This window comes from Leucobacter sp. NPDC058333 (genome assembly GCF_042726155.1).
Classification (GTDB): Bacteria; Actinomycetota; Actinomycetes; order Actinomycetales; family Microbacteriaceae; genus Leucobacter.
This window is the reverse complement of record NZ_JBHXHV010000002.1, coordinates 157726-173186: the sequence shown is the minus strand read 5'-3', so window position 1 is coordinate 173186 and position 15461 is coordinate 157726. Positions and strand designations below refer to the sequence as shown.

14 protein-coding genes are annotated in these 15461 nt (G+C 67.9%); 7 read left to right on the top strand and 7 right to left on the bottom strand.

Features of this window, described 5'->3' with window-relative positions; translation table 11 throughout:
* The first annotated feature begins 4 nt into the window (after positions 1-4).
* Positions 5-1096 carry a phosphotransferase gene (locus tag ACFWHR_RS08675; protein WP_382447901.1) on the top strand — a complete coding sequence of 364 codons (1092 nt, stop codon included), beginning with the start codon at positions 5-7 and terminating at the stop codon, positions 1094-1096.
* Positions 1097-1278: 182 nt separating this feature from the next.
* Here ACFWHR_RS08675 and ACFWHR_RS08670 read toward each other — a convergent pair whose 3' ends face one another.
* Complete coding sequence (locus tag ACFWHR_RS08670; protein WP_382447900.1) at positions 1279-2601, bottom strand: aspartate aminotransferase family protein; 1323 nt, start codon at positions 2599-2601, stop codon at positions 1279-1281.
* Positions 2602-2733: 132 nt separating this feature from the next.
* On the opposite strand from ACFWHR_RS08670, the gene ACFWHR_RS08665 reads away from it, so the two are divergent.
* From ACFWHR_RS08665 to ACFWHR_RS08650, 4 genes are all read left to right on the top strand, one after another.
* Positions 2734-3891, top strand: a complete 1158-nt coding sequence (locus ACFWHR_RS08665; RefSeq protein WP_382447899.1) for a helix-turn-helix domain-containing protein — start codon at positions 2734-2736, stop codon at positions 3889-3891.
* A 218-nt stretch (positions 3892-4109) separates the two neighbouring features.
* On the top strand, positions 4110-5393 hold the full coding sequence (locus ACFWHR_RS08660; RefSeq protein WP_382447898.1) for an ArgE/DapE family deacylase: 1284 nt from the start codon (positions 4110-4112) through the stop codon (positions 5391-5393).
* Positions 5394-5524: 131 nt separating this feature from the next.
* Entirely contained in the window at positions 5525-6610 is a 1086-nt protein-coding gene (locus ACFWHR_RS08655) for an S-(hydroxymethyl)mycothiol dehydrogenase (protein WP_382447897.1), read from the top strand.
* A complete protein-coding gene (locus ACFWHR_RS08650; RefSeq protein WP_382447896.1) occupies positions 6610-7236 on the top strand; it encodes an MBL fold metallo-hydrolase in 627 nt (208 codons plus the stop codon). The genes ACFWHR_RS08655 and ACFWHR_RS08650 overlap by 1 nt, the downstream gene beginning before the upstream one ends.
* Positions 7237-7385: 149 nt before the next feature.
* Here the strand turns inward: ACFWHR_RS08650 and ACFWHR_RS08645 are convergent, their stop codons facing one another.
* A complete protein-coding gene (locus ACFWHR_RS08645) occupies positions 7386-8060 on the bottom strand; it encodes a TetR/AcrR family transcriptional regulator (protein WP_382447895.1) in 675 nt (224 codons plus the stop codon).
* A gap of 208 nt (positions 8061-8268) precedes the next feature.
* On the opposite strand from ACFWHR_RS08645, the gene ACFWHR_RS08640 reads away from it, so the two are divergent.
* Positions 8269-9492, top strand: a complete 1224-nt coding sequence (locus ACFWHR_RS08640) for an acyl-CoA dehydrogenase family protein (RefSeq protein ID WP_382447894.1) — start codon at positions 8269-8271, stop codon at positions 9490-9492.
* Between the two features lie 69 nt (positions 9493-9561).
* Here the strand turns inward: ACFWHR_RS08640 and ACFWHR_RS08635 are convergent, their stop codons facing one another.
* From ACFWHR_RS08635 to ACFWHR_RS08620, 4 genes are all read right to left on the bottom strand, one after another.
* Positions 9562-10038, bottom strand: coding sequence for a MarR family winged helix-turn-helix transcriptional regulator (locus ACFWHR_RS08635; RefSeq protein WP_382447893.1), 477 nt, complete (start codon positions 10036-10038; stop codon positions 9562-9564).
* Entirely contained in the window at positions 10035-10748 is a 714-nt protein-coding gene (ribA, locus tag ACFWHR_RS08630; protein WP_382447892.1) for a GTP cyclohydrolase II, read from the bottom strand. Before ribA ends, ACFWHR_RS08635 begins: the two co-directional genes overlap by 4 nt.
* Before the next feature lie 42 nt (positions 10749-10790).
* On the bottom strand, positions 10791-12263 hold the full coding sequence (locus ACFWHR_RS08625; protein WP_382447891.1) for an amino acid permease: 1473 nt from the start codon (positions 12261-12263) through the stop codon (positions 10791-10793).
* A gap of 65 nt (positions 12264-12328) precedes the next feature.
* Positions 12329-13843, bottom strand: a complete 1515-nt coding sequence (locus ACFWHR_RS08620) for an aminotransferase class I/II-fold pyridoxal phosphate-dependent enzyme (RefSeq protein WP_382447890.1) — start codon at positions 13841-13843, stop codon at positions 12329-12331.
* 76 nt (positions 13844-13919) lie between these two features.
* Between ACFWHR_RS08620 and ACFWHR_RS08615 the strand changes: the two genes are divergently transcribed.
* Positions 13920-14816, top strand: a complete 897-nt coding sequence (locus ACFWHR_RS08615; RefSeq protein ID WP_382447889.1) for a LysR family transcriptional regulator — start codon at positions 13920-13922, stop codon at positions 14814-14816.
* Between the two features lie 22 nt (positions 14817-14838).
* On the opposite strand, the gene ACFWHR_RS08610 is transcribed toward ACFWHR_RS08615, so the two are convergent.
* Positions 14839-15450, bottom strand: coding sequence for a TetR/AcrR family transcriptional regulator (locus tag ACFWHR_RS08610; protein ID WP_382447888.1), 612 nt, complete (start codon positions 15448-15450; stop codon positions 14839-14841).
* Between the last annotated feature and the right edge of the window lie 11 nt (positions 15451-15461).

Here is a 15461-nt window from a genome sequence, read left to right as displayed (position 1 = left end):
AGTCGTGCACGTGCTCGAACCCCTCACCGACGAAGATGAGCGGCGACTCACCGAGGCGCTTCGCGTGCACTTCGGCGTAGACGTTGTGCAGTGGCGGCGCCTCGGCGGAGAGCTCGACATCAACTATCGAGCGATACTGGCGGGCGGAGATGCTAGGTGCCATACGGGCGGAACCGTGACTGGCGCTGGCGACGCGCGCTCTGTGCGTTTCGTGCGGCTGTCGCCCGCGCCGTTCGACGAGGCGTCGCTGTCGTGGCAGAACGCGGTGCTCGAACAGCTGGAGCGTAGTCCGCTGTCCGTTGCGACGCCGGTGTTACAACGCGGGGTCGACGAGGGCGTTGAGGCTCCATTCACCTCGCTCGACGGCCGAGAGTTTCGGATTCGGGTCACAACCTGGATCCCAGGATCCAACGTCTCCGAGCTCGGAGTCGTCGGCGCTCTGTACCGTAGGCGTCTCGGAGCGCTCGCCGCTGAGATCCCTGAAAGCCTCGCTCCGCTCGTGGACCGCCGCGAGGGGCTGATTGAGCACCACTGGGTGGCGGTTCGCGCTGGAACATCGATTCGCGAGACCTGGCACGCGGTTGACCAGCCCGACCGGCGCGCGTTACTGGAGGAAGCTGTGCGCCGATTCGATGTCATCGAGGCGCGGCTCTCGCACCTGCCGATGGCCGCGGTGCACCAAGATCTGCACGACTTCAACCTCCTCGCCGAGCGCGCCGCTGCCGATGGCGCCGTGCGCATCACCGGCATCGTCGACTTCAATGATGCGGTCATTACGGTGCGCGTGGCCGAGCTGGCGGTCGCGGCGGTGTACGCGGCCTTGCGTCAGAGGGATGCGTTCGAGGCCTTCACCGATGTGGTCGAGGGGTACCTGGCGCACACCTCACTCACCGACGACGAGTTGACCGTGCTGTACCCGCTCGCCGTCGCGCGCCTGGCGGTCAACGGCAGCACGTGGACGGCGCGCGCCGGGCAGGGCAACCGCGCCTACGCGGAATCCCGCATGTCGGCCGCCTGGCCGGCACTGCGCCAACTCCTCGCCGTCGACCCCGAGCAGGCCGAGTCCCGCTTCCGGGCCCTGACCCCGAGACCCTGACACCCCGAGACCCCGAGACCCCTAGTTCCCCGCCCCCCCCCGCTTTTGCCCCCATTCTGTCGTCGCAAATGAGCCCATCAGAAGCGTGATCGGATCATTTGCGACGACAGAACGCGGGGCGCGGGGCGGGGGGCGCGGGGCGCGGGAAGGGGGGGCAGGGGGCGCGGGAGTAGAGCCTGGCGTCAGTGGTGGAGGGCGCCCGCCAGGGCGTCCAGCAGGATGGGGGCGTGTTCCTCTGCGAAGACCAGCGGCGGGCGAATCTTCAGCACGTTCGCGTCGCGACCCGAAGCGCTGATGAGCACGCGGGCGTCGCGCATCCGGTTGACCACCGCCGACGCGCGCGCCGCGTCGGGGCGACCCGCATCGTCGACGACCTCGAGCGCGAAGAACAGCCCGGATCCGCGCACGGCGCCGACCCCGTTGCCGGCGGCGGCGATCCCGCGCAGCTCGTTGAGGACGCTCGCGCCGAGCACTCCCGCCCGCTCTACGAGTCCGCGCTCGGTGAGTTCGTCGAGCACGGCCTGGCCGGCCGCGACGCTGACCTGGTTGCCTCCGAACGTGTTGAAGAAACGCATGTCGGCGCCGAACCGGTCGAAGTGCTCGGGGCGCGCGAAGACGGCGGCGAGGGGCATGCCGTTGCCCATCGGCTTGCCCGCGACGACGAGATCGGGTTCGACGCCCTGACTCGGGAATCCCCACCACGCTCCCGTTCGCCCGAAGCCTGACTGCACCTCGTCGGCGATGTACAGCCCGCCGTGAGCGCGAATCGCGGCGGCGGCCTCACGGAGCACGTTCGCTTCAGTGCCCTGCAGCCCGTCGCTCGACAGCACCGAGTCGATGATGAGCGCTGCCGGATCGTGCCCCCGCGCGCGCAGCGCGGCGACCGCTGACGTGACGCGTGACGCGAGCGCCGCGGCCGCCTCGGCGGGGGATTCGCTGGCGAGGTCGGGCGCGGCGATGAGCTCAACTTCGTCGGGGATCGGGTTGTTCGGGCCGAGGCTCGGCGAGATGGCAGCGGCGGCGGCGGTGGTGCCGTGATACGCGTGGGATGTCGCGATTACGCCGCGGCGTCCGGTGACGTGACGCGCGACGCGCAGCGCGAGGTCGACGGCCTCGCTGCCAGTGCACACGAACACTGCCTGTTCGAGGCCGTGCCCGAGCAGACCAGTCACACGCTCGGCGTACGCCACGACGTCGTCGCCGAGGTATCGCGTGTGCGTGTTGAGCACGCCCAGCTGCGCGGCGACGCGCTGCTGCACGACCGGGTTCGCGTGACCCACCACCGGCACGTTGTTGTACGCGTCAAGGTACGCGTCGCCGTCGGTGTCGTACAGCCAGACGCCCTCGCCGCGCACCACGTGCACGGGGCGGTCATAAAACAGTCGGTAGGCGGCGCCCATTGCCCGGTCCCGACGCGCAATGAGCTTGACATCGGCCGGGGGTAGCGACGCCGCGCGGGCTGGATCGAAGCTGTTTGCCATGTGCCTGCTTGCCGCAGCGGTCATCGGATTCCCCTCCTGTGCCACACGTCGGCTGAGCACTCCCGGCCGCGCTCCCACTGTATCCGCACCCGCTCTGTACCCCTGCAGCGCCGAGTCCGTCCCCACAGCGCGCCCCGACTGCCGCAGAATGGAGGCATGCAAGACGCGCGTTGGCTCCAGCTCATTGAGCGCGTACGCGCTGATACGCCCCGGCTGCTCTCGGACTTCCTCGCCGAACTGAGCACGCACGAGGAGTACGTCGGCGGCGAAGTGGCTCCCGAAGACATTGAGCGCACAGCCCGCAATGCGTTCGCGCTGTTCGCCGCACGGCTCGCGGGTGAGGCCGGGGCCGACGCTCCCTCGGAGTTCGCGGAGGCGCTCGGTCGGCGTCGGGCGCGGCAGGGGGTGCGCGTCGAGCGCTTCATGGAAGCGGTGCGAATCAACTTCCGCGTGCTCTGGCGCGCACTCGAACGCGCCGCGCAGCCCGACCTGTCAGACGCGCTGCTGGCGCACGGCGAGCAGGTGCTTGACGTGGTCGAACGCTACGCGACCGAGGTGCAGCGCGCGTTTCTCGGGGAGTCGGAGTCGATGGCGCGTCAGCACCGCACCGCGAATGAGCGCGCGCGGGCGCGGCTCTTTTCTGGGCAGGCCGACGCCGACGAGCTCGTCACAATCGGGGAGCTGCTGCGTCTGCAGCCGACAGCCGAGTACGAACTGCTTGCGACCCGCCGCGACACCGCTCGTCTCGCGCGCGTCGCGGTCGAGAGCGGCGGGCAACACTTCGATGATGGTGACGCCGTGGTGCTGCTGCGGCCACGCCTCGGGCCGGTCGACTGGGTTGATGCTGACCCGCTGATCACCGGCGGGTACATTTCGCGGGTGCCGGGGCTCGCGGCCGTGGGGCGTGCGGCGGCACTCGCGGTGGATCTGGCCGAGCGCGCTGACCGCGCTGATCGCGCTGCGCTTTCTGCCCACGACGATACCGGCGGCGGTACCCACGATGGCGCGGCAGGAGTGTGGCGCCTGCGCGACGGCTTCGCCTCCATCGCACGGGAGGCCTCGCTCGAACGATTCGCAGGCTTCACCCACGAACTCACCGGCGACTTCGACGCGGCCACGGCGGCTGAGCGCGAGCGATTCGCGGTGACGCTGCGCACGTTTATTCGCACCGGATCGATGCAACGTACCGCCGAGGAGCTGTTCTTTCATCGCAACACCGTGTTGAAGCGGCTGCGCGCGTTCGAGGACCTCACCGGGCTCGACGTCACCGTGCCACGCGACGCCGCAATTGCGTTGGTGATCCTCGACCTCTGATTGTCTGGGCGCTGGGACCCGTGGCTACTGGAGCACCGGGACGCCGGGACCGCGGCGCCCACACCCCGAGTGTCCGGTTGCACACGGATCGCGCGGAAGTGGCTGCGATCCCACACGCGTCAGCTGCGGGTCGCGATCTAGCCTCGGAATAGGCGGAATTTTCCCGCGCCCCCGGCGGCTCACGCGCGCCGGCGACCCACCCGGATCCGGAGGAACACATGATTTCGAGCACGCTGACCCAACGGATTCTCGACGCCGTCGACGCGGGGTTCGACGAGCAGCTGCGCGCCACCGCAGAGCTCGTCGCAGCGCCATCATTGCGCGCAAACGAGGAGGCGGCACAAGACCTAATCGAGGGTCGCCTGTCGGCGCTCGGCCTCGACGTCGACCGCTGGGCAATCGCGTCTGATGAGCTTGAGGCGCACCCGGGCTACGGCCCATCGACAGTCGACTACACCGGCATGACCAACGTTGTCGGCACGTACACGCCCTCGCGCGAAGCTGGGCGCTCGCTCATCTTGAACGGCCACATCGATGTGGTGCCCGAGGGGCCAGAGGCGCAGTGGGCGCGGTCGCCCTGGGACGCTGAGGTGCGCGACGGCTGGATGTACGGTCGCGGCGCTGGCGACATGAAAGCCGGGTTGATCGCAAACCTGTTCGCGTTCGACGCCATTCGGCGGGCGGGACTCGCACCCACCGCTCGCGTCCACCTGCAGTCGGTCGTCGAAGAGGAATGCACGGGCAACGGCTCGCTCGCGGCGCTGCTGCGCGGATACTCCGCCGACGCGGTCATCATCTCCGAGCCGGAGGAAGACGCACTCGTGCGCGCAAACGTCGGAGTGCTGTGGAGCACCATTCGCGTGAGCGGGGAGCCAACGCACCCGCGCGAGATGGCCAACGGGTTCAACGCGATCGATGCCGCTTACGACGTCATCGCGGCGCTGCGCGAGCTCGAAGCAACGTGGAACGCGGAACAGCACGAGCACCCATACTTTGAAGACCTGGATCACCCCATCAACTTCAACATCGGGGGCATTCAGGGTGGTGACTGGCCATCGAGCGTGCCAGCGTGGTGCGAACTGCGACTGCGCGTGGCGATCTACCCCGGCGTGACGGCGGCCGACGCGCTCGCCGCTGTCGAAGAGTGCGTCCGCACCGCTGCCGCGGGCGGCGAGGGGCGTCACCCGTTCGATGTCGAGGTGACTCCGGATGGCTTCTTTGCCGAGGGGTACGTGCTCGAACCCGGCAGCGACGCCGAGGCCGTGCTCGAGCAGACGCACCGGGCGGCATTCGGTCGCGAGCTCACGAGCTTCACGACCCCCGGTTACCTCGACGGGCGAGTGTTCGTGAACTACGGCAAGACGCCGACGCTCGTCTATGGGCCGGTGTCCGAGAATATCCACGGATTCGACGAGCGGGTGAGCGTGGAGTCGATTCGCCGCTGCACGCAGTCGATGGCACTGTTCATCGCCGAGTGGTGCGGGGTAGACGAGATCGGCTGAGCGCGGGCGCGGGCGCCAGCCCCGCGCCCGGCTGCGGCTGTCGGTGGCACTCGATAGCCTGGGGTGAGCATCGTGCGGCACGAACTCCGCGCCGGTGCGCGAGTTACCGAGTTCACGCGAAGGGAAACCCCATGGCATATCGAGTGCAAGGCGTCGTCGTCCGAGAAAAGAACGCTCCGGTCACGATCGAGACGGTCATTGTTCCTGATCCCGGTCCCGGCGAAGCCGTGGTCGACATCATTACGAGCGGCGTGTGCCACACCGACCTGCACTACAAGCTCGGCGGTATCAGCGACGACTTTCCGTTCTTGCTGGGTCACGAGGCCACGGGGCGCGTGGCCGCCATCGGTGAGGGTGTCACTCAAGTAGCGGTGGGGGATCGCGTGATCTTGAACTGGCGTGCCGTCTGCGGGCAGTGCCGCGCCTGCGCGAAGGGCCAGCCTCAGTACTGCTTCAATACGCACAACGCGTCTCAGAAGATGACGCTCGAAGACGGCACCGAGCTGTCCCCGGCGCTCGGCATCGGGGCGTTCATCGAGAAGACGCTCGTCGCGGCGGGCCAGTGCACGAAGATCGACGAAGAGTCGGACGCGGCGGCGGTCGGCCTGCTCGGATGCGGCGTAATGGCGGGCATCGGCGCCGCGATCAACACGGGCGGCGTGCAGCGCGGCGAATCGGTTGCGGTGATCGGCTGCGGCGGTGTCGGTACGGCCGCTATCGCGGGCGCGCAGCTCGCGGGTGCAACCACGATTATCGCGGTCGACATTGACGACGCGAAGCTTGAGCAGGCGAAGCATTTCGGTGCGACGCACACGGTGAACTCGCGAAACGAAGACCCGGTCGAGGCGATTCGCGCCCTTACCGGCGGCTTCGGGGCCGACGTCGTGATTGACGCGGTCGGTCGCCCCGAGACCTACACGCAGGCTTTCTACGCTCGCGATCTTGCCGGTCGTGTCGTGCTCGTCGGTGTGCCGACCCCCGAGATGCAGCTGCAACTGCCGCTGCTCGACGTCTTTGGCCGCGGCGGATCGCTGAAGTCGTCGTGGTATGGCGATTGCCTGCCGAGTCGCGACTTCGCCATGCTCATTGAGCAGTACAAGCTCGGCCGGCTCGATCTCGACGGGTTCGTCACCGAACGCGTCGGGCTCGGCGACGTCGAGGCGGCGTTTGACCGCATGCACGACGGCACCGTACTTCGCTCAGTGGTGGTGCTCTAATGGCCGCGCGCATTGAACGGCTCGTCACGAGTGGCACGTTCTCGCTCGATGGTGGCACCTGGGATGTCGACAACAATGTGTGGATCGTCGGCGACGACGCCGAGGTGATCGTGATTGACCCGGCCCACGACGCGGCGGCTGTCGCGGAAGCCGTGGCGGGGCGCCGCGTTCAGGCGATCCTGCTCACCCACGGGCACGACGATCACATTCGCGCGGCGCGAGAGACGGCAGCGTTGCTCGAAGCGCGGCTGCACCTGAATCCGGCCGACGCCATGCTCTGGGACACGGTCTACGACGATGCCCCCGACGCGCAGATCGCCGACGGTGACGTGTTCACCGTTGCGGGTGCGGAGCTCACGGCGCTGCACACTCCGGGCCATTCGCCTGGTTCCACGTCGTTCAGTGCTCCGTCGCTCGGTGCAGTGTTCACCGGTGACACGCTGTTTCAGGGTGGGCCCGGTGCGACCGGCCGCTCATTCAGCGACTTTCCCTTGATCATTGATTCGATTCGGGACCGGCTGCTAACGCTGCCCGCCGAAACAGTGGTGTACACCGGGCACGGCGACACCACAACGATCGGCGACGAGGCCCCGCACCTCGAAGAGTGGATCGCGCGCGGGCACTGATTTGCTGGTTGGGGCCGGTTCCGGCTGGTCTAGGCCCAGCTTCGGTGAGAGATTCGGCTTCGGTGAGTTCAAGTCGACCGCAGTAGGCTCACCTCGGCCGAATCTCTCACCGAAGCGGGGGCTTTGGCCGATGAGCGTGGTGCAGGTGGTTAGCGGTTGAGGTGCTCAGAGACGGCGGCGAGCACGGCGTCGGGGGATCCGGCGGTGTCGTAGACCGCGACCAGCACGCGGCGGGGCGCTGCGTCTGCGTCGGGCGAGAGCCAGTGCGCGTACAGTGCGGTGAGCTGGCGTAGATCGTCGGTCAGTGACAGTGCCGCGTCGGTCACGCGACCGCGCAGCCACGCACGAAGCGAGGCGTTGTGCGCCGCGACCAGTGATGCGCCGAGCGCTGAGGCGACCCAGGCCGGAGTGCCCGGCTGCTGCACCTCTCGAATGTACCGCGTGAATACGCGCTCGTAGCGGTGAGTGATGACGAGTTCGCGATCGCGCAGCGCTGGGGTGAGATGCATGAGTTCGAACCGGAGCCTGGCCGCGTCTGGATCGCGCAGCAACAGTCGCAGTACGTCGGCCGTGCCGGTCACGAGCGCCTCTGCCGGAGTGAGCGTCGTGTCTTCGAGCGAGACCTCGAGGCGCGCGAGCGCGTGATCATGATCTGCGAAGACCACGTCGTCTTTACTGCCGAATCGCCGGAAGAACGTGCTGCGGCTCATGCCAACGGCTGCCGCGAGATCTTCAGCCGTTGTCGCGTCATAGCCGCGTTCGGCGAGGTGGCGAATGGCCGCCGTTGAACTCTCGGGCGCCGGTTCCGACGTGTGCGCTGACATGCCCCGAAACTAGCACAGGCGACGTCCGCGTGGGACTCCGTTTCACTAGTTCACGCGAACCCGGGCATCGTGACATGGTGCGTAGAGCGCCTACAGTGCGCTTGACTTGGGACCGCGTCTCAGGCATGCTCGGGATTTCAAGAACGCTCAGTGTTGAACGCGTCGGTGTGGGTCGTCGCGTCGGTGTGAGCCGCCGCAAGGAGGAACGATGTCCAGTTCGAAGCCCGTCGTCAGCCAGGGAACCGCAGAACCTGAATACGCACTGTGGGAGCCGCTCGACCCCGATGTTGCCGGGGTATTCCGCGGGCTGTCGAGCGACGATATCGCGTACCGCGACCGCGCGCGGGCGTTCGTGCAAGACGAGGTGCGTCCGGTGATTGCGGGCATCTGGGATCGTGCAGAGTATCCGCTCGACCTGGCCCGCCGGCTCGGCGAACTCGATCTGTTGCGCGACGGCATCGACGTTCCCGGATTCCCAGAGCAGAGTCTGTTGGCAGCAAGCCTGACCATGATGGAGCTGGCGCGCGGCGACGGATCCATCGCGACCATCGCGGGCGTGCAGGGCGGGCTCGCACTGCGATCGATCGCATACTGCGGTTCGCCCGAGCAGCACGAACGCTGGTTCGAGCCCCTCGCCCGCGGCACCGAACTCGGCGCGTTCGCACTGACCGAGCCAACGCACGGCTCCGACTCCGTGAGCCTCGAAACGCGCGCTGAGGCGAGCGACGATGGCTTCGTGATCACCGGGCACAAGAAATGGATCGGGTCCGGCAGCGTCGGGCAAATCTCGGTGGTCTGGGCGCGTGGCGACGACGGGCAGGTGCAGGGCTTCCTCGTGCCGCAGGACGCCGAGGGGTACAACGCGACCACGATCGAGGGCAAGGTGTCGCTGCGCGCGATCTGGCAGGCGCACATCGAGCTCGACGGCGTGCGCGTGCCTGCGAGCGCCCGCATGCCGGGGGCAAACAGTTTCAAGGACACGGCTCGCGTGTTGCAGGCGACGCGGCTCGGGGTTGCCTGGTCGGCGCTCGGACACGCGGTAGCAGTGTATGAATCAGCCGTGCACTATGCGAAGCAGCGCGTGCAGTTCGGTCGGCCGCTCGCTGCGTCTCAGATCGTGCAGGCGCGCCTCACAGAGATGCTGAGCGCGCTCACCTCGCTGCAGACGCTGCTGATGCAGTTGACGCGAGCGGAGGAACGCGGCGAACTCTCAGGCCCTGGCGCTTCGCTCGGTAAGTACACGGCGACCCGTACCGCGCGCGACCTCGCGCGCAACGCACGTGACCTGCTCGGAGGCAACGGCATCCTGCTCGAGAACCGTGTCGCCAGGCACTTCGCCGACATCGAAGCGCTGCACACCTACGAGGGTACGGAAACGGTGCAGGCCCTGATCATCGGCCGCGATATCACGGGCATCTCGGCCTTCGCCTGACCCTCGGCCCGGCTCGCACCGCTGGGCAAGCCACGGTGGGGCAGGCGCGCCAGGCGAACACCGCCGGGGCTAGAGCGCGGCCTCAATGCCCGGGAGAAGCTTGCCCAGGATCGCCGCGAGCTGCCCGCGCTCGTCGGACGAGAGCGGGGCGAGCACGAGCTCACGAATCTGGGCGACGTGGGCGGGCGCTGCCGCGCGCAGCGCCATCATGCCAGCGTCGGTGAGGTGGGCCGACTTTGATCGGCCGTCACCGCTGCAGTCGGTGCGCCGCACCCAGCCGCGCTCCACGAGCGCGTCGATGGCGTGGCTGAGGCGTGACCGGCTGAGCCCGGCGACCCGCGCGATCTCCGACATTGGCGGCTGCTCCGCCGACGGCCGCGCGAGCATCACCATGATCGCGTACCGAGCATGGTTAATTCCGGCCTCGTCGCGGAGCGTTCGGTCAAGCGCCTGGGGGAGCAGCTGCGCGACGCGAATCACGGGCAGCCAGGTCGCCATCTCATCGTCGGTGAGACGACGACTCCTGAGCGGCTCAGCCGGGTTCACGCTGCGGTCAGGTCGATGGTGTGCGCGGTGTGGTCACGCTTCGATTCGAGGTACTTTCGATTGAAGCCGGTGAGGTGCACGGACGTCGGTACTCGGCCCGCGACGGCGATACCTAGCTCGGCGAGTTGCTCGGCCTTGTCCGGGTTGTTGCTCAACAGCCGGATCCGCTCAACCCCGACCGTGCGCAACATCTGCGCGGCGGCGGTGTAGTCGCGCTCGTCCTCACCGCGGCCGAGCGCGACATTCGCGGCATAGGTGTCGAGCCCCGAGTCTTGCAGCGCGTAGGCATCAAGCTTTGCGTAGAGCCCGATCCCGCGCCCCTCCTGGCGGAGATAGAGCAGGAAGCCGCCCTCCTCGGTGATGCGCTCGACCGCCTCGCGCAGTTGCGGGCCGCAGTCGCAGCGTTCCGAGCCGAACACATCGCCCGTGAGGCACTCGCTGTGCAGGCGGACGAGGGGAGCGTCGGCTGCAGTCACGCCGGCCTCGGAAGCAGTGTCGGAAGCGCCTTCGAGAGCTGCGTCAACGCCTCGGGCGAGCGCGCCCTCCCAGTCCCCGAGGCCGAGCAGCAGGTGCTCACGGTCATCGGCGAGGCCGGTGAACGTGAGCACGTCAGCTGTCGTGCTGTAGTCATCGGGAAAGCTGAGCGGTATGCGCACTCGGGTGCGCACGGCGGCGCCTCCGTTGGACGAGGTGTGTGAAGTTTCAACCATGCCGGGTGCAACGCGAGTCGCGCCCGCGTATTCCCGCGAAACCTACTCGTCGTCGAGCGGGTGACGCACGGTCGGGATCGCTCCCGTGAGCGGGCGCCCGTCGCGAATCAAGCGCCGCTTGCGCAATTGCCAGAGCACGGCCAGCAGAATGAACCAGAACGGGGCAGCCAGGATCGACGGTCGTGTGTCGTCCCCGTAGAGGAGGGTGCCGGCGATGAACACGAAGAACGCCAGCACGAGCCACGGTGCGACCCGCGACAGCGGCATCTTGAACCCCGACGATGCGTGACGCTCGGGGTGACGACGCCGGTACACGATGTAGCTGACGACGATCGAGCCCCAGGTGAACAGAATCAGCGTCGCGCACATGGACGACACGAACGTGAACGCGGCGATTACGCCGTCGCCTGCGAACAACAGCGGAATTGCGGCAAACAAGAACACGCAGGTGAAGAACACCGAGCGCTTCGGTACCCCTCGGTCATCGGTGAGCGCGAACTTGGCCGGAGCATGCCCGTCTTTCGCGAGACCAAACAGCATGCGAGTGCCCGAGTAGAGCCCCGAGTTGGCGCTCGAGGCAGCCGAGGTGAGTACGACGAGCTGGATCACCACTGCGGCAAGCCCGAACCCGGCGGTGGCGAGTGTCGCGACGAACGGGCTCTTGTCGGGGGCGATCTCGTCCCACGGCGTGACGGCCATGATCACGGCGAGCGCGCCGATGTAGAAGATGAGAATGCGCACGACGATGGAGTTGATCGCCTTCGGCAGCGTCTTGCGCGGGTTCTCTGTCTCGGCGGCAGCGGTGCCCACGAGCTCGACGCCGATGAACGAGAAGATGCCCATCTGGAAACCGAGCACGAATCCGCTCGCGCCCATGGGGAACATACCGCCGTGCGTCCACAGATTTGAGATCGATGCGGTCGTGCCGTCGGGCGATGTGAACTGCGTGGCCATCAGGATGATGCCGACGACGATCAGCCCCAGAATTGCGACGATCTTGATGATCGCGAACCAGAACTCAGTCTCGCCGAAGAACTTCACGGGCTGCAGGTTCAGCACGGTGAGTACGACAGCGGTAATCAACGCTGGCACCCAGGCCGGGATGTTCGGGTTGAACCACTGCGCGTAGGCGGTGATCGCGACGATGTCTGCGACGCAGGCGATCACCCACGAGAACCAGTAGTTCCAAGACACGAAGAACCCGGCCCACGGCCCGAGCATGTCTTTCGCGATGTCGCCGAAGGTCTTGTAGTGCAGGTTCGACAGGAGCAGCTCGCCGAGGGCGCGCATGATGAAGAACACGAAAAACCCGATGACCAGATACACGAAGATGATCGCGGGGCCAGAGACGCTGATGAGCTTGCCAGAGCCGAGAAAGAGGCCGGTGCCGATCGAGCCGCCAATGGCGATGAGTTGCAGGTGGCGGTTCTTCAGGCCGCGCTGCATGCCGCCGTCGGGTTCGGCGGCGACGCTGCCGCTCTGGCCCTGCGCGGGCCCGGTGTTCGTACTGGTCATGACACTCCTGTGTGGTGCCGCACCCCCTGTGAGATGCGGGCGGAAATGGGAAGGCGGGTTCGCCGTCAGGCGACGACGCGGAACGTGTCGAGGGCCGGATCGGCCGAGCCCCGAACGTACCCCGCCGGGCTGGCAGAGGTGGCGCGCAAGAACGAAACGACCTCCGCCGAGAGTACCTCCCCGGGAAGCACGTTCGGCACACCGGGTGGGTATGCCGCGAGTGCATCGGCCGACACGCGGCCGACAGCCTCGGTCGCAGAGACAATTTCAACGGCACTGTAGAACGCGTCGCCGAGCCCCATTGCGCGCTCGCACTGTGACGGCAGTGCGATTGGTCGCTCCGGCTCGACATCCGCCTCGGGGAGGGCCTGCAGCGCATTCAAGAAGCGATCGACGTCGATCGCCGAGGTCGCTCCGACGAGCGCGAGCAGGGCTGACGGCGTTGACAGTTCGCAGTAGATGCGGTGATCACGCAGCAGCAGGTGGTGGGCTTCTCCGCCGGTGATACCGGCGCCACGGGTGTCAATAGCCACCTTCAGCGGATCGTTCGCGATGGCGTCTGGGCGCGCGAGTACGTCGGGCGTCGCGTCGCGGTAGCGGCGGTCGCCACGAATCGCCGCGCGAATGGCCTGCGCCGAGGCGACCGCCTCACCGACTAGATCGGGCCGCGTCGCGATGTGCTTGCGCGCCTCGTCGAGCGACGCGAGCAGCAGCGCGCTCGACGACGTCGACTGGAACGACCGCACGACGCGATCGACCAGTGATTCGAGTCCCTGGGCGAGCGGACCGTGGCCCAGATGGAGCATGGCGGACTGCGTGAGCGATCCGGCGGCCTTGTGCGTGCTCGAGATGACGAGATCCGCCCCCAATCGCGCGGCGTTCACCGGCAGCTCGGGATGCATCCCGAAGTGCGACCCCCACGCCTCATCGACGATCAGCGGCACACCGTGGTCGTGGGCGACGCGCGCGATTGCGGCGATGTCGGCGACCGCGCCGAAGTAGCTCGGCGACACGATGTACACCGAGGCGCTCTCTGGGTACTCGCGCAGCGCGGTGGCGACCTGCTCGGCGGTAACGCCGTGCGAGGCGCCGAGCCCGGCGTCGACCGAACCGTGCACGAAGTGCGGGTCGAGACCGACGTGGGTTGCGCCGTCGATGACGCTGGAGTGCACGCTGCGCTGCATGACGACCTCGGTGCCGAGCCCGCGCGCGACGGTCGTGGCGACGTGGTTGCCGCCCGACGCGCCGTTCGTGATGAACCAGGTGCGGCTGGCGCCCCACGCTTCGGCCGCGAGCTGCTGCGCCTGCATCAGCGGCGTCACGCGACCGGGGGTCGTGAGGTGCCAGGTCTGCTGGTCGACGCCGCTGAAGAGCACCGGGAAGTCGATGCGCATGGCATCGGCGCCCACGAGTGCTTCGATGCCGGGCGCGTTGGCGGGCAGCCCGTGGTGCGCCGGGACGTGCAACCGCTGCCAATCCTGGGCCGCGAGCGAGCGGAGGGCATCGACGTAGGGCGTCTCATGCTGGTGGGCGGGAACGGCGGTGTGTGCCGCGTCTGCGCGGCTGAGGGAATCGAGCACGTCCCCACCATAGGCAGCCGAGCACCCCTGCGGAATATCAGGAATTCACTGTTCATGACATACGCTCTATACCGTGATGAATCTGCAGCAGTTTCGCGTGCTGCTCGCCGTGCGTGAGCACGGCAGCCTGACGCGCGCCGCCGACGCACTGCACTACGGGGTGCCGACGGTGACCCACCACCTGCGTGCGCTCGAAGCGCACCTCGGCACGCAGCTCGTGGTGCGTGACCGCACGGGGGCGCGGCTCACCGCTCTCGGCGAGTACTTCGCGTCGGAGATTGCGCCCGTGTTCACCCGCGTCGATCGCGCTGAGCGTGCTGTCGCCGAGTTGCGCGACGCCGGTACGGTCACGCTTAGAGTCGGGTCTTTTTCGTCGATGGGCTCGCGACTGATTCCGGCGGCGATCGCCGAGCTGCAGCACCGCAGTTCGGTGCGCGTCGAGGTCATCGAGGCCGAGCCGACTGAAGTCGTGCGGATGGTGCGCGCGGGCGACGTACACGCGGGGCTGATCTATCATGTCTCGACGGAACCGGGCTTTGCTGGCACCGATCTGGTGCAGCGCTCCCTGTTCGCGGAGCCGTATCGCGTGCTCGTCGCGGCCGGTGGCGCGCTCGCCGAGCGCGCGGTGCTCGACTTCGCCGATCTCGCCGAGACAGCTTGGGTGTGTAGCCGCAGCGACAACGAGGCGTCAGACCGGGTGCTGCGCCGCGTGTACAGCTCGCTCGGCCTCGACGTGCGCGAACTGATGCGCACTGACGACCTGTACATGATTCACGGCCTCGTCGCGGAGGGGCTCGGCTGCGCGCTCACCACGCACGCCGCGGTCGACACCGATTTTGATGTCGTGCTGCGGCCCGCCAGGCAAGATCTGGGGGAGCGCCGCGTGTCGTTCGTGACGCGGCGCGGCCCGGTGCCTGCAGCGGTCGGTTGGCTCGGCGAGATTCTGGAGCGAACGACGGCGGATCGTAGGTAGCCGCAGTTCAGAGCTTCGAGGCTCAGTACCCGAGCCGGAGTAGCGCACTCCTCACGGCCGCCTGAGCCTCCGCAGAGGTGAGCTGCCCCGTGAGCCAGCGCCCCGAGAGTCCCTCGACGAGGGCGGTGAGGTTCAAGGCGTCGGCGTCGCCGTTGGCTTCTGTGCTTACGTCTCTGCCCGTGTCGGCGTTCACGGGTGCGCGACTAGCGCGCCCGTGTTCACGGGCGACCTCTCCCACGAGTTCGCGCACCCGCGCCTGCCACGCCGCGGTCGAACGCGCGACGGCGGTCGCCTGTGCTGGCTCGAACACCGCGAGCGCGCGCAGCTCGTTCCACGCGGTCGAGCCGGCTCGGATCTCCGGGTCGTCTCCGAATTCAGAGCAGAGCAGCGCTGCGAGACGCGCGACCGCGGTCGTCGCATTGGGGGAGCGGCTCGCGCGATCCGCCGCCTGCTCCGTCACGTGATCGAGCGCCGCTTGCAGCAGGCCATCTCGATCGCCGAAGTGGTACGCGAGCAAGCCGATGGACACGCCCGCGTCGCGAGCGACGTCTTGCATGCGAAATCCCCGGATCCCGGCGCGCGCGATCGCGCGCTCGCACGCCCCGAGGATGCGCTCACGTGCGTCGTGTGCCATGGCCACTCCTC

What these genes read in the sequence shown, in the direction of transcription:
- ACFWHR_RS08670 (WP_382447900.1), bottom strand. Translation starts at nt 2,601, where the DNA reads ATGACCGCTGCGGCAAGCAGGCACATGGCAAACAGCTTCGATCCAGCC.
- ACFWHR_RS08665 (WP_382447899.1), top strand. Translation starts at nt 2,734, where the DNA reads ATGCAAGACGCGCGTTGGCTCCAGCTCATTGAGCGCGTACGCGCTGAT.
- ACFWHR_RS08660 (WP_382447898.1), top strand. Translation starts at nt 4,110, where the DNA reads ATGATTTCGAGCACGCTGACCCAACGGATTCTCGACGCCGTCGACGCG.
- ACFWHR_RS08655 (WP_382447897.1), top strand. Translation starts at nt 5,525, where the DNA reads ATGGCATATCGAGTGCAAGGCGTCGTCGTCCGAGAAAAGAACGCTCCG.
- ACFWHR_RS08650 (WP_382447896.1), top strand. Translation starts at nt 6,610, where the DNA reads ATGGCCGCGCGCATTGAACGGCTCGTCACGAGTGGCACGTTCTCGCTC.
- ACFWHR_RS08645 (WP_382447895.1), bottom strand. Translation starts at nt 8,060, where the DNA reads ATGTCAGCGCACACGTCGGAACCGGCGCCCGAGAGTTCAACGGCGGCC.
- ACFWHR_RS08640 (WP_382447894.1), top strand. Translation starts at nt 8,269, where the DNA reads ATGTCCAGTTCGAAGCCCGTCGTCAGCCAGGGAACCGCAGAACCTGAA.
- ribA (WP_382447892.1), bottom strand. Translation starts at nt 10,748, where the DNA reads ATGGTTGAAACTTCACACACCTCGTCCAACGGAGGCGCCGCCGTGCGC.
- ACFWHR_RS08625 (WP_382447891.1), bottom strand. Translation starts at nt 12,263, where the DNA reads ATGACCAGTACGAACACCGGGCCCGCGCAGGGCCAGAGCGGCAGCGTC.
- ACFWHR_RS08615 (WP_382447889.1), top strand. Translation starts at nt 13,920, where the DNA reads ATGAATCTGCAGCAGTTTCGCGTGCTGCTCGCCGTGCGTGAGCACGGC.
- ACFWHR_RS08610 (WP_382447888.1), bottom strand. Translation starts at nt 15,450, where the DNA reads ATGGCACACGACGCACGTGAGCGCATCCTCGGGGCGTGCGAGCGCGCG.